We start from the raw sequence: 13,397 nt of genomic DNA on the forward strand, positions 1-13,397 counted from the left end.
CAATACACAATAGTGATATAAAGGAGTTGCCATGAAAACACAACTTAAGAAAGGAGTTATAGAACTATTAGTATTAGGTTTATTAACTCAAAAAAACCATTATGGTTATGAAATCGTTGATACTATTTCAGACTATGTAGAAATGTCAGAAGGATCTATCTATCCTCTTTTGAAACGCTTACAAAAAGATACATTAGTAGAAACTTATTGGGAGGAGTCCATCAGTGGTCCCCCACGCAAATATTATCGAATTACCTCCACTGGTAAAGCAAATTATCGTGAAATGCTACTGGAATGGCAAAACTTCTCCAGTGCAGTCAATCGATTTTTAGAAGGAGTGAATCATCATGACTAAAGAGCAATATTTAGACTTATTACGCTATTACTTTCGTCACGCCAAGGCAGAAGATATGCAAGAAATCATTAGTGACTATGAAGAACATTTTAGAAGTGGCTATGAACAAAATCTAACTGATGAAGCTATTATTCAAGCGCTTGGTGAGCCAAAGCAAATTTATGAAGCCTACCTATCTGAAGGGATTATTACAGAAAAGAAAGGGCTCTTAAAGGGGGATTTAAAAGAAGATATAAAAGATATGTTAGATAAAGCCCAAGAAGAGTTTCACACAACCATGAAGCCTCAACTGCCCCATTATTGGCAGGAAGCTTCTAAGGCTGTTTTTATTACCAGTGGCACCTTATCATACGCCCTAGCTGCGCTATGCTGGTTTATCACCTTAATCTTAACCTATCTATTAAGTATTCAATGGCAACCATTAGCTGATGTAGCTCCATTACCAGCTGTATCTTTAGTAACAATTGGAGCCTTCTTCTTAACAGGGGTTGGCGCTGGCCTTACTTGTCTATTCATTGGTCAAGAGTGCTTCAAACAATATAAGGCAAAAAAAGTTAAGGAGGTTCTCGGATGAAACGAATTTTAATTACAGTCTTACTCACCATTTTCTGCTTTGGTATTGGTTTAACTTCCTTAGTAGTAAATGATTTATCAAACTTAAACCACTGGTATCAAACAGAAGTAAGACCTACTATGCACAAAGATGAACATCGCGATACGCATAAAGATATGCACAAAGAGGATATGAAAAATCGTCAACCTAAAGAGTGGCAAAAAAATACACCGACTACCGAATCTAGAGCAGTACCACCAGCGCCTCCAGAAGCAACTGCACCACCAGCAACAGCGGCCCCAATGGCTCCAACGCCACCAAATCAGACTTCCAATGAAGGAGCTGTGCCAACTACTGCACCGGCACCTCAACCATAAATCCCCAACACTAACCATTCAACGATAATCAACAATAAATTACTTTACACAAAAAAGCTGTAACCTCATGAGACATTTTATTGCCCATAGGTTACAGCTTTTTAATTTAAATATAAATATAACAGAGTTAAATATATCAACCTTTACATTCTATCTTTTACTTTTGCTACAAAAGCTTCAAATAAGGCATACATCTCCTCATGCTCTTGCCACATATTTTCAGGATGCCACTGTACTCCTACAATGGAAGCATCTCGATTTTCAATCCCTTCAACAATGCCGTCAGGACTAGTCGCCGTAACCGCAAAACCAGCCGGTACATTACGGATAGCTTGATGATGACGAGAATTCACCAAAGTAGTAAGCCCCAATACAGAATGCAAAAAACTATCTTTCGTTACATTGACAGTATGGGTAGGATAACCACCTGGGGCATCTTGCGAATGTTTAATATACGCCCCCTCACATTGCGTATCTATATCTTGAAACAATGTGCCGCCCAAGGCAACGTTAATCATTTGAGCCCCTTTACAAATACCAAGAATAGGCTTTTTGACCTTTGCAGCTGCTAAAATTAACTCTCGTTCAAACAAATCCCGCTTATAATTAATAGTACCAATTTGTCGAATGGGCTCCTCACCAAATAGATGAGGATCTACATCAGGCCCACCATGCACAATTAAACCATCATACAAAGCTAAGTAATCTTCCCCAATGGCATTTGTCACATCTGGCAAAATAACAGGAATACAACCTAGTTTAGCAATAACTTCAACTAATTCTCTTGAAACAAAAGGGGCTCGCTGTAAATTAGTACGCGGCGTAGCCTCCATATATGTATCGGCTGTAATAGCAATGCGTGGTTTCATAATAATCACCCTTTTTATAAATATAATGACTTGGTAAATCTTTCATTGCTTTCATTATACAACAAATAGTCTAGAAAAAAACAAGGTCTATGATATCCTTTTCTTATGGATTCCATAAACCTTGTTTTTTCAATTCTTTTATTGCTCGTTCCTCTTCACCAGTTAGCTCTCGCTCCAATAAATCAGGACGCAACTGTAAGGTGCGTAATAAAGCTTGTTGTAAACGCCAATTGGCAATGTTTTGATGATGCCCACTGCGCAATACCTCAGGCACAGCCCAGTCACGATACACTGGTGGCTTAGTATATTGTGGTCCTTCTAAAATAGGCCGATAAAAGGAGTCTTCTATAGCGCCTGACGCAGCCCCTAACACGCCTGGTATCATACGCGCTACTGCATCAGCTACAATCATCGCTGGTAATTCACCACCGGTTAAAACAAAATCTCCAATCGAAATTGTCTCATCCACCAAATGTTCTTCTACACGATAGTCAACGCCTTCATAATGACCACAAATCAATACTAATTGATCATATGTAGCAAGCTCACGCGCTTTTGCTTGATTAAAAGTAGTACCTGTAGGTCCTAAAAAAATCACCCGTTTGCGAAGCTCTGAAACAGGTTCTTGTGACAGTCTATTAGCCACAAGACTAGTATCAGCCATATCAACCGTATCAATGGTATCCACATTATCAACAATTCCCTCCTGAGAACTATCTTCTACTGTTAGTGCGGTATTATGTAACACATGTTCCACAGCTTCGAAAATGGGTGGCGCCATCATAAGCATACCAGCCCCACCGCCATAAGGTGTATCATCCACTTGCCCATGCTTATTATGTGCAAAATCACGAGGATTCGTAACCGCCATAGTTAAACGATTAGCTGCCATAGCACGCTTAATGATAGAGTGATTAAAAAAAGCAGCAAAGAACTCAGGAAATAAAGAAATAATGTCAATTTTCATAGTCTTACATTATCCTTTCTAACGCCACTACCTAGCAATTCTCATTCTAAGAAATACTTTATCTAGACGTTTTACATACCTAAGTCTTAGCTACTTCTTAAATCCATTCTGGTGGATCAGCAATAATTTTTCCAGCTTCAATATTAATGTCTAAAATCACATGATCTAATACAGGTAGCAATAAATCAGGTTGCCCTTCTTGTTTGACTACATATACATCATTAGCACCAGGCTGTAATACTTCAGACACAGTGCCAAGTATATTACCTTTCGTATCTTCCACGGTAAGACCAATAATATCAAAAATATAATAGCGCCCTTCAGGAAGTTCTACTAATTCATCACGACGCACTTGAATTTCTTTACGAGCCATCAATTCTGCTGCATTGCGATCAGGCACTTCATTAAAGGTAGCTAAAATAAATTGCTTATGAAAACGAGCAGATGTAATGTGGTATTCCTTACCATCAATGTAGCACACATCCATCGTCAAAAACCGATCAGGAAAATCGGTTTGCGGCATTATACGAAGATCACCCCGCACACCGTGCGGGGCAACAATAATACCTATGGTAATTAACTCATTCCGATCCATTATTGGCGAAATGCGATAATCTTGCCATCTTCAAGCAAGATTTCAGAACCCATTAAGGAATCGAGATTATCCCCGATTTTAACTGTAATAGTCTGTTCCATAGTGCCCTGAGCAATCTCAGAACCAAGTTCAAGCTTTTCCGCATCCTTTAATTTGGCTGCTACTTCCGCCTTAAAGTTTAAACGTTTCTGCTTTTCTTCTTCAATCTGCTGGCGTAATTGAATAAGGCCTTGTGCATCAAGTTTAGCTTGTTCACTTAATAAGCGTTTTGCTTGAAACTCAATTTGCTGTAAGTCTTGCTCAACTAGCTCTAAACGCTGCTGAAGATCGGCAACAAGCTTAGCTTTGAGCCCTTCTGTAACTTTCGACTTAATCGTCACTGGGACGCGTACCGTCATTGCTTCCATGTTTTCTCACCCTTTAGACAATATCAACGGATATTTTTTTGTTTTCTTTAATAGCTGCTGCTTTTGCGACAGCTCGGATTGCTTTAGCAATTCTGCCCTGCTTTCCAATAACCTTACCCATGTCTTCCGGTGCAACGTGAACTTCATAGACTTCCACATCACCTTTTACGGTCACGGTAACAGAAACGGCTTCAGGCTGCTTAACCAATGACTTCGCAATTAATGTAATTAATTCTTTCATCACAGTATGCCTCTCTATGAATTACTTCTTAGCGTCAGCAAATTTCTGCATAACACCGTGCTGTTTGAAAAGGGAGCGAACAGTGTCAGTTGGTTGTGCACCATTACCCAACCAAGTCAATGCTTTTTCTTCATCAATATTGATAATAGCTGGGGACTTAGTTGCGTCGTACTGACCAATAGTATCTACTGGACGACTCTCACGAGGAGCGCGGGAGTCAGCTACAACGATACGATAGAACGGAGCTTTTTTAGCACCCAAACGAGTTAAACGAATTTTCAACATATATACTTCACCTCCTTATTAGAATCTCTTCTATGATCAACCCATAAATGGTAAGTTTGGTAGTTTTGGTAGCATACCTTTTTTACCTTTACGCATAGATCCCATTTTTTTCATCATTTTTTGTGCTTCTTCAAACTGCTTAATGAGGCGGTTTACATCTTGCACACGAGTACCAGAACCCATAGCAATACGCTTGCGGCGGGACCCGTTCAATATTTTAGGATTCGCTTTTTCTTTTGGCGTCATCGATTGGATAATCGCTTCAATACGGCGAATTTCTTTACTATCTAAATCAATATCTTTTAATTGGTCTTTTATCTTACCCATACCAGGTATTAAACCAATTAAATCTTGGAATTTCCCCATCTTACGGACTTGATTCATCTGTTTTAAGAAATCATCTAAGGTGAACTCATTGCGTTGCATTTTCATAGCTAATTCCTTAGCTTCTTCTTCATTCACCAATTCCTTAGTACGATCAATCAAAGCGCCTAAGTCGCCTAAGTCGAGGATACGTGATGCCATACCTTCTGGACGGAATTCTTCAAGACCATCCATCTTTTCACTGGTCCCCATAAATTTAATAGGACGTCCAGTTACCGATTTAATGGATAAGGCTGCACCGCCTTTAGCATCGCCATCTAACTTCGTCATGACTACGCCATCAATGCCTAACCGTTCATTGAAGGTTTGAGCTGTTTGTACCGCATCTTGACCAATCATAGCATCCACCACAAGAAGAATCTCATGAGGTCGAACAGATTGCTTAATATTAACCAGCTCAGTCATCAACGTTTCATCAATCGCTAAACGACCTGCCGTATCTATAATAACTACATCTTTTAGCATAGAGGTACTAGCGTTGATAGCATCGCGCGCAATATCTACCGGATTAGCACCTGGTGTTTCGTTGGCAAAGACAGGAATATCAATTTGCTTGCCTACGACTTGCAACTGTTTAATCGCAGCTGGACGATATACGTCGGCGGCCACTAACATTGGATGCTTGCCCTTTTTACGAAGATACACTGCTAATTTGCCAGCTGTTGTTGTTTTACCAGCCCCTTGCAAACCAACGAGCATAATCACCGTTGGTGGCTTAGAGGAAATAGTAATGCCACTTTGCACCCCACCCAATAACTCTGTTAACTCATCTTTAACGATTTTAATAACAGTCTGTACTGGATTCAGTGAGCCATATACTTCTTCGCCAATGGCTTTCTCTTTAATGCGATTAACAAAGTCCTTAACAACACCTAAATTTACATCCGCTTCAATTAAGGCTAAACGCACTTGACGTAAGGCTTGTTTCAAATCGTCTTCACTAATCGTTCCCTTGCCTTTTAAGGACTTAAAGACTTCTTCCAATTTTTGTGTTAAATTATCAAAAGCCATCTTATCCCTCCATCTGTGCAACTAACTGATATAATGTATTCGTGGAAGTTTGAAACTCAGCATCCTTCGCACGACTTTGTAAGTGGTCTAACTCTTTACGCATAGCAGCTACTACGGTTTCTCGCTTCTCATATTGAGCTACTAAATGTAATTTGCTTTCATACATTTCTAATAATTGTCTAGCTCGTTCAATATTATCATAAATAGCTTGTCTTGAAACGCCTAATTGCTCAGCAATCTCACCTAATGACATATCTGCTTCATGATGTAAGGCTAAACATTGCTGCTGACGCTCCGTCAATAGAGCGCCATAGAAGTCTAATAGCAAGCTAATTAATACTCGTTCTTCCATGTGACTCACTCCTTCACGGTGTCAAGCTAAAAAACTTTACACGTAATTCTACCAAAGTTACTCCTACGTGTCAAGGCTTTTCCCTTAACAGTTTAAAAAGAATGTAATCCACGTCTATTTACACAGAAAAACACCACGACGCTCGCTTCGCCGTGGTGCTTTTCTTTCTCGGTAGTGAATATTGAAGTTCAGCTTTATTAATGTAACTTAGTTAGCAGCGCTCATTAATAAAGAGGACTAGAACATCTTACTAAAAATCCGCTCGCTTCAGATTCTTAGTTTCGTTCTCTTTAAGTAGTATATACCGAGATATTTATTTTGTGAAATTTCAGTTATTTATATCAGTTATTACTTTTAGCAATAACAAAACTAGAATAATATAACCAATGGTTTTAATGATAACAAAACGTGTAAAAACTGACACTACTTGATTACTAAAATCACCAGTTTCTAAGTAATTATTTATAAATAATTACTTAGTTTAAACTAGTTCGTTTTAAACGCAAAGAGTTACTTACCACCGCCACTGAACTAAAGGCCATAGCAGTACCAGCTACAATAGGAGTTAAAAGTCCTACGGCAGCCAATGGAATCCCAATACAGTTAAAAATAAGAGCCCAGAATAAATTTTGACGAATATTGCCCATTGTTTTGCGACTTAAAGTTACTGCTTGTGCTAACGTATGTAAATCATTGCGCACTAAAACAATATCAGCCGCTTCTACCGCAATATCCGTGCCATTACCAATGGCAAAACCTATATCAGCTAATGTCAAAGCAGGGGCATCATTAATTCCATCACCAACCATGCCTACTACATAGCCTGCTTTACGAAGTTCGTCAATTTTACCAGCTTTATCTTGAGGCAATACTTCCGCCATAACATGAGAAATACCAGCCCGTTCCGCCATATATTGAGCGGTACGACGATTATCACCAGTTAGCATCCATACTTCAATACCACGTTCTTGCAATGTTTTAATAACTGCTGGAACTTCTGGTCGAAGTTCATCTTCTACGGCCCACAAAGCTCTAATAGTGCCATCTACGGCCAATAAAGATACCGAAGCACCTCGTTCTTCCTCTTGCAATACAGCCTCGTCTATATGATCAACCATATAGCCTAACTGTTTCATCCAACGACTGTGCCCTAACTGAACCTGTTGTCCATTTACAACTGCTTCAAGACCATGACCTGGTACTTCTTTAAAACTAGCTACCGTAGGTAAAACACCACCACCTAACTCATTAGCGCCAAAAGTAGCCATTGCTTTTGCAATTGGATGAGTTGTGCAATTTTCTACAGCAGTCATGATACCAATGTTCTCTTTTTCCGTTCCAGTAAAATGCATAGTTTTGCTAACCATTAAAGTCCCTTTAGTCAAAGTCCCCGTTTTATCTAATACGATAGCATTTAATTTACCTGCTCGTTCTAAAAATTCAGCACTTTTAATTAAAATACCATGCTCAGCCCCTAAGCCTGACCCTACCATAATCGAGGTTGGCGTTGCTAAACCTAATGCACAAGGACAGGCAATAACCAATACAGCTGTGCCATGCATAAGTGCTACACCCCAAGTAGCATTAAAACCAAAATACCATACTAAGGCGGTTAAAATAGCTAAACCAATAACGGTAGGAACGAAATAAGCAGCTACAACATCTGCCACGCGCTGAATGGACGCCTTAGAAGTCTGTGCCGCTTCTACAACTTTAATAATTTGCGACAACATAGTATCTGAACCAATTTTTTCAGCTCTCATTGTGAAAACGCCCGTTTCATTCACTGTTGCACCAATAACATTGCTCCCTGTACTTTTCTCAACAGGTAAACTTTCACCGGTCAACATGGCTTCATTAACTGCAGATTGCCCTTCTAGTACAACACCATCTACCGGAATTTTTTCACCAGCTCGCACTTGTAGCACATCACCCACTTGAACCTCAGCTGTCGGAATATCTATCCACTGATTATCTCGCTGTACATGTGCTATACTAGGCTGCAAATTCATCAACTTTTCAAGGGCTTCTGACGTACGCCCCTTAGCCACCTCTTCTAATACTTTTCCTAATAAGATAAAGGTTATAAGCCAAGCAGACGTTTCAAAATACATGTCATGACTGCCAATATACATATTGTATATACTAAATACATACGCTACTGTTGTGCCCAGAGCGACTAATACATCCATAGTCAAAGAGCCGCCTTTAATAGCCCCCCAAGCTCCTTGATAGAAAACTAAACCAGGACCAAATTGAGCAATAGTAGCTAAAATTAGCTCTACCCAGTGGGGCAACATAGGCCAACCAAACAGGTGATGACCTACCATACTAGCCATCATCGGCACGGCCATAAAGGCCGCTATAATCATACGATATAATTGAGGTTTATAATTAACTTTTTCTAAGGTATGAGCCCCAGCAGCCGCCAAAGACGCGCCGAACCCAATATCAGTAATGGCTTTAACTACATCATCAGGGGTTACAGAACTATCTTCCGTATAGGTTACACTTCCTTTACGCGTCAATAAATTGACCTTCACATCCGCTACACCATCTAAACGACTCACTACTTTTTCCACACGAGCAACGCAGGCCGCACAATGCATGCCTGTAATATCAAATTCATTACTTCGACTACTCAAAACCAATCACATCCTTCTAATTCTTTCTTTACATCTATAACTACCTATACGATAATCTTTGCGCACCACTATCTTTCTGTATATGATGCATATCCATAGGCCTATCTTTCATACATTATTTGTGCAAGGATTTATATACGCCCATTAATTCCGTAATAGCATCATCTTCATTGCCCTTTTTAATAGCATCAACGACACAAGAGCGGGAATGACTTTCTAGCATTATTAATCCTACTTGATATAAAGCGGCTCGTACGGCACCTATTTGTTGTAAAACTTCTACACAGTACCGATGATCATCAATCATCTTTTCAATCCCTTCCACTTGACCTTTAATCCGCCGTAAACGACGACTCAACTTATCTATCTCCATATCATTTAACATATCAAGTCCTCACTTATTAAAAATAAAAAAATATATAATTAAACAATTACTAACAGATTATGCCAGTAAGCAATGCATTCAACTATAAAACAATTAAATATAAGAATACATACATCACCTCAATATACCCCCAGGGAGTATTTCAGCAACTACTATAATAGTAAACCTTCTCAATAAGAACGTCAACATAGGGGTATTGTCTAATTCTTCAAAATTCCGTATCATAAAATATAACAAGTCTTTATAGCTAATACTCAGATAATTAGCTATATAGCAATACTTTAAAGTTAGTGCATCAGAACTTACTTACAAGCTATATAAGTTTCTTTTTATATATTTTAACAGGGGGTATACATGGAGTCATATATTACAGTTAGCCAAGAACATCGCATAGAATATATTGTAGAAAAATCACGCTTTATTGCTACTGCCATACCTTGTACAACAGAAGCAGACGCACAAGCTGCTATCGCCCGCATTACCAAAGAATTCTGGGATGCTACCCATAATTGTACTGCTTATGCCCTAGGCCCAAGACAAGAACAGCAACGCTCATCAGATAACGGTGAACCTTCAGGTACAGCAGGTAAACCTATGCTTGAAGTCTTAAAAAAAACCGGTCTTACCAATACACTCATTGTAGTAACCCGCTACTTTGGCGGCATTAAACTAGGTGCGGGTGGCCTCATTAGAGCCTATTCTCATAGTGCTGCTGAAGTCATTCACAGTGCTCCTAAAACATTGCATGCACCACGTCAACTTATATCCATTACCATTGATTATGGCCTATTTGGCACTGTAGAACGTTATTTACAAGATGAAAAGTATTATTATGAAACTAATTTTACTGATACAGTTACGGTCATCATTTATGTAGAACCAGAACGCTTAGCACCATTAGAAACAGCTTTAGCCAATATAACTAGCGGGCAACATAATTGGACTTTACTAGAAGAAAAATTAGTAGCTCTGCCTTATACAGACTAAACCATCTACCATAGACCATTGGCTACTTACTTTAAGGCTCTGCCCACCAGCCAACTCATAGCATTCCCTTACTACCTGTTAAACATTTATGCCTTTAGGGGCTGACAAATGATGTTACACATAGTACAATAAGGGTATAATAATGTAAAAATATATTTAAAGTAGTACGCCCACACTACATTGTCATGACAATCTTACTTGTATAGGCAGGGAGGATTCTCATGGACACATCATATTATTACAATTTCATCATCTTAGTACAAACCGGTAATATGACTCAAGCAGCGAATATTTTACACATCACACAACCTGCTTTGAGCAAACAACTCAAATATTTAGAAGCCGAGTTTGGCACGCCCCTCTTGCATATAAAACGTGGTCAGCGAGGGGCTAATTTTCGTCTCACTGAAGCTGGTCGCATCTTCTATGAAAAAGCACAGCAATTATGTGCCATTGAAGAATCTACCTATGCCGATGTAAAGCGTTTAAACTCGGCTGTTGAAGGGACTTTGCGAATCAGTTCTTCTGCGTCTCGCTCAACAGGTTTAATACAACAATATTTACAAGATTTTTCTCATAAATATCCGTCCGTTCATTATGAAATTTACGAAGGCTTAATGAGTGATGTTACTGAGTCACTTTTAAACGGTCAAGCAGAAATTGGCTTGTGCAACTCCCAAATGGTTGATACTAATCGCTTTGACATTCTCTTTACCCAGCCAGAATCTCTCTATGCAGTATTCCGTAATGATATTTTTTGGAGCACCCTAGAAAAAGACAACCTCACTTGGGATGAAATCGCTCGTTGTCCCCTTAGTTTATCTGGCGGATCAGTGCGAATGCTCATGCAAAGTGCCAGTCGTCTATTCAATAACTTAAATGTCATCTCTGTTACAACAACCAAAAGCTCTGCCATTGAATGGGCACAATTAGGTCGTACGGTCGCCATTATTCCCATGGACTCCCAAGAGAAAGTTCATGGTCGTAAAATGACCCGTATTCGTTTACCCGAGTTAGCTACTGGCTTTCACAAAAGCTTTATTACTATAAAAGGTCATACACCATCCTTAGTAGCCAAGCAGTTTTTAGAGTTTTACCAAGGAATCATGTAACCGCTCACAACTAAATAATAGGCTTTTGTAAATTATACAAATTATATCTAAAAAATTGAATGTTATGCAATTATATGGTATACTATGGGTAGTGGTACTTGTAACCACTACCCTTTCATTATTTTTGTGTTAATAATACGTAAAGGATGAATAACTATGAAAGAAATTTTAGGTTTCCACTTAAACGGTTGTCCTTATTGCCAAAATGCATTTAAAGCAATTGAAGAATTAAAAGCTGAAAATCCAGCTTATGGTGATATTAAAATTAATTGGGTAGAAGATCAGGATGCGCATGAATTATTTAAAACACATCCATATGATTACTATCCAAACCTTTGGTTTGACTTAGATAAACAATATGAAGCTAAACCAGGCGAAAGCTACGAAGAAACAAAACAATTAATTAAAGCTGTTTTTGATAAAGCATTATAATTAAAAGTACAAAAAGGCCCTTAAGGGCCTTTTTTATTTACACAATTTTATACAATTTCTTTTTTCAATTGATAGATTAATAATAACATAATAAACCATACAGGTGTTACAAATAAGGCAACACGTGTAGCCGGATTAAAAGCAAGCGTTACAATAACAAACGCAAAAAATGCCAATACTATATAATTAAAAACAGGAAACAAAGGCATTTTGAAACTGCTTTTAGCTGCTAAATCAGGTCTTGCTTTAACAAATTTCATATGGCATATGGTGATAATTCCCCAAATATATAAGAAACAAAAAGTAGCCACACTCGTTATAATAACAAATACGCCTTCTGCAATTACATATTGTAAAGCCACCACTAAGCAAATAACCAATACAGATAAAAATAAAGCATTTGCAGGGACTTGTTTATTCGTCAATATTTCTAAAATTCCGGGAGCATGACTTCGTTTTGCTAGCGAATACAGCAAACGACTTGTGCTAAATACACCACTATTACAAGCTGACGCAGCCGAAGTAAGCACTACAAAATTCACAATAGAAGCAGCCCCTACAATACCTATAGCTAAAAATACTTCTACAAAAGGGCTCCGATCTGGATTAACAGAATCCCAAGGAAAAATGCTCATAATAACGGCTAACGCACCAACATAAAACAAAATGATTCGAATGGGAATACTATTAATGGACTGCGGAATTACCTTCTTAGGATTTTCTGTCTCCCCCGCCGTCAAGCCAACTAACTCAATCCCAGCAAAGGCAAATACCACCATCTGAAAGGATTGGATAAAGCCACTAAAGCCTTTAGGAAACCAACCACCATGACTCCATAAATTACTAAAACTAGCCACGCCTACAGACGTTGGCTGACCGGTAAAAATAAAATAAATCCCCAGTACAATCAAAGCTATAATAGCAACTACTTTAATGCAAGCAAACCAAAACTCTAATTCTCCAAACAATTTGACTGTTAATAAATTCATCAACAATAAGATAAATAAAGTTACTAGACTAGGAATCCAAGCCTCTATACTAGGAAACCAGTACTTTACATAAATTCCTACCGCTGTTATATCTGCCATAGCAACTGAAATCCAACAAAACCAATATGTCCAGCCCGTAACAAAAGCCGCCTTTTCCCCCATATAGTCTTGTACAAATTCAATAAATGTATGATAATCCGTATTCGATAAAAGTAGCTCCCCTAAGGCGCGCATCATCAAAAAACAAATACCACCAGTAATAATATAGGCAAATAAAATAGCTGGCCCAGTTAATGCAATTGAATGCCCAGATCCTAAAAATAGGCCGGTACCAATAGCGCCACCAATAGCAATAAGCTGTACATGGCGATTTTTTAGCCCTCTGGCAAGGGTTTGTTCTTGATTCTTTGCTGAGCTCGTTATGGGTTCTAGTTCTTGATTCATCTAATAA

17 protein-coding genes are annotated in these 13,397 nt (G+C 38.6%); 6 read left to right on the forward strand and 11 right to left on the reverse strand.

The window, feature by feature from the left end; all coding sequences use genetic code 11:
- The first annotated feature begins 31 nt into the window (after positions 1 to 31).
- Genes NFR27_RS09255 through NFR27_RS09265 form a run of 3 tightly spaced genes read left to right on the forward strand, consistent with a single transcriptional unit; the run spans position 32 to position 1,285 of the window.
- Positions 32 to 355: a PadR family transcriptional regulator gene (locus NFR27_RS09255; RefSeq protein ID WP_251455061.1), complete on the forward strand. Its 324-nt coding sequence runs from the start codon at positions 32 to 34 to the stop codon at positions 353 to 355.
- Positions 348 to 929 carry a DUF1700 domain-containing protein gene (locus tag NFR27_RS09260; protein WP_251455064.1) on the forward strand — a complete coding sequence of 194 codons (582 nt, stop codon included), beginning with the start codon at positions 348 to 350 and terminating at the stop codon, positions 927 to 929. The genes NFR27_RS09255 and NFR27_RS09260 overlap by 8 nt, the downstream gene beginning before the upstream one ends.
- Positions 926 to 1,285: a hypothetical protein gene (locus NFR27_RS09265; protein ID WP_251455067.1), complete on the forward strand. Its 360-nt coding sequence runs from the start codon at positions 926 to 928 to the stop codon at positions 1,283 to 1,285. The genes NFR27_RS09260 and NFR27_RS09265 overlap by 4 nt, the downstream gene beginning before the upstream one ends.
- 143 nt (positions 1,286 to 1,428) lie before the next feature.
- On the opposite strand, the gene NFR27_RS09270 is transcribed toward NFR27_RS09265, so the two are convergent.
- The 10 genes from NFR27_RS09270 to NFR27_RS09315 form a co-directional block, all read right to left on the reverse strand.
- Positions 1,429 to 2,154 carry a gamma-glutamyl-gamma-aminobutyrate hydrolase family protein gene (locus tag NFR27_RS09270; RefSeq protein WP_251443323.1) on the reverse strand — a complete coding sequence of 242 codons (726 nt, stop codon included), beginning with the start codon at positions 2,152 to 2,154 and terminating at the stop codon, positions 1,429 to 1,431.
- Between the two features lie 103 nt (positions 2,155 to 2,257).
- A complete protein-coding gene (gene trmD, locus NFR27_RS09275; RefSeq protein ID WP_251455070.1) occupies positions 2,258 to 3,121 on the reverse strand; it encodes a tRNA (guanosine(37)-N1)-methyltransferase TrmD in 864 nt (287 codons plus the stop codon).
- Positions 3,122 to 3,218: 97 nt separating this feature from the next.
- On the reverse strand, positions 3,219 to 3,716 hold the full coding sequence (rimM, locus tag NFR27_RS09280) for a ribosome maturation factor RimM (RefSeq protein WP_251455082.1): 498 nt from the start codon (positions 3,714 to 3,716) through the stop codon (positions 3,219 to 3,221).
- Positions 3,716 to 4,123 (reverse strand): YlqD family protein, encoded by a 408-nt coding sequence (locus NFR27_RS09285; RefSeq protein WP_251455085.1) that lies wholly within the window; start codon positions 4,121 to 4,123, stop codon positions 3,716 to 3,718. Before NFR27_RS09285 ends, rimM begins: the two co-directional genes overlap by 1 nt.
- Positions 4,124 to 4,136: 13 nt before the next feature.
- Entirely contained in the window at positions 4,137 to 4,364 is a 228-nt protein-coding gene (locus NFR27_RS09290) for a KH domain-containing protein (RefSeq protein WP_006556455.1), read from the reverse strand.
- Positions 4,365 to 4,385: 21 nt separating this feature from the next.
- A complete protein-coding gene (gene rpsP, locus NFR27_RS09295) occupies positions 4,386 to 4,649 on the reverse strand; it encodes a 30S ribosomal protein S16 (protein ID WP_251443333.1) in 264 nt (87 codons plus the stop codon).
- A gap of 36 nt (positions 4,650 to 4,685) precedes the next feature.
- Positions 4,686 to 6,044 carry a signal recognition particle protein gene (ffh, locus tag NFR27_RS09300; RefSeq protein WP_251455088.1) on the reverse strand — a complete coding sequence of 453 codons (1,359 nt, stop codon included), beginning with the start codon at positions 6,042 to 6,044 and terminating at the stop codon, positions 4,686 to 4,688.
- Position 6,045: 1 nt separating this feature from the next.
- Positions 6,046 to 6,396 (reverse strand): putative DNA-binding protein, encoded by a 351-nt coding sequence (locus NFR27_RS09305; protein WP_251443337.1) that lies wholly within the window; start codon positions 6,394 to 6,396, stop codon positions 6,046 to 6,048.
- 476 nt (positions 6,397 to 6,872) lie between these two features.
- Entirely contained in the window at positions 6,873 to 9,041 is a 2,169-nt protein-coding gene (locus NFR27_RS09310) for a heavy metal translocating P-type ATPase (RefSeq protein WP_251455090.1), read from the reverse strand.
- 115 nt (positions 9,042 to 9,156) lie between these two features.
- On the reverse strand, positions 9,157 to 9,426 hold the full coding sequence (locus tag NFR27_RS09315) for a metal-sensitive transcriptional regulator (RefSeq protein WP_251443350.1): 270 nt from the start codon (positions 9,424 to 9,426) through the stop codon (positions 9,157 to 9,159).
- 354 nt (positions 9,427 to 9,780) lie between these two features.
- Here NFR27_RS09315 and NFR27_RS09320 point away from each other — a divergent pair, with 354 nt between their 5' ends.
- The 3 genes from NFR27_RS09320 to NFR27_RS09330 all read left to right on the forward strand — a co-directional run bounded on the left by NFR27_RS09320 (position 9,781) and on the right by NFR27_RS09330 (position 11,957).
- Positions 9,781 to 10,413 (forward strand): YigZ family protein, encoded by a 633-nt coding sequence (locus tag NFR27_RS09320; protein WP_251455092.1) that lies wholly within the window; start codon positions 9,781 to 9,783, stop codon positions 10,411 to 10,413.
- Positions 10,414 to 10,634: 221 nt separating this feature from the next.
- On the forward strand, positions 10,635 to 11,525 hold the full coding sequence (locus tag NFR27_RS09325) for a LysR family transcriptional regulator (protein WP_251455094.1): 891 nt from the start codon (positions 10,635 to 10,637) through the stop codon (positions 11,523 to 11,525).
- A gap of 156 nt (positions 11,526 to 11,681) precedes the next feature.
- The gene (locus NFR27_RS09330; RefSeq protein ID WP_251443359.1) at positions 11,682 to 11,957 is read left to right on the forward strand and encodes a glutaredoxin; all 276 of its coding nucleotides are present in this window, start codon (positions 11,682 to 11,684) and stop codon (positions 11,955 to 11,957) included.
- A 47-nt stretch (positions 11,958 to 12,004) separates the two neighbouring features.
- On the opposite strand, the gene NFR27_RS09335 is transcribed toward NFR27_RS09330, so the two are convergent.
- Complete coding sequence (locus NFR27_RS09335; RefSeq protein ID WP_251455106.1) at positions 12,005 to 13,390, reverse strand: amino acid permease; 1,386 nt, start codon at positions 13,388 to 13,390, stop codon at positions 12,005 to 12,007.
- Between the last annotated feature and the right edge of the window lie 7 nt (positions 13,391 to 13,397).

This window comes from Veillonella intestinalis, assembly GCF_943192895.1.
Classification (GTDB): Bacteria; Bacillota; Negativicutes; order Veillonellales; family Veillonellaceae; genus Veillonella_A; species Veillonella_A intestinalis.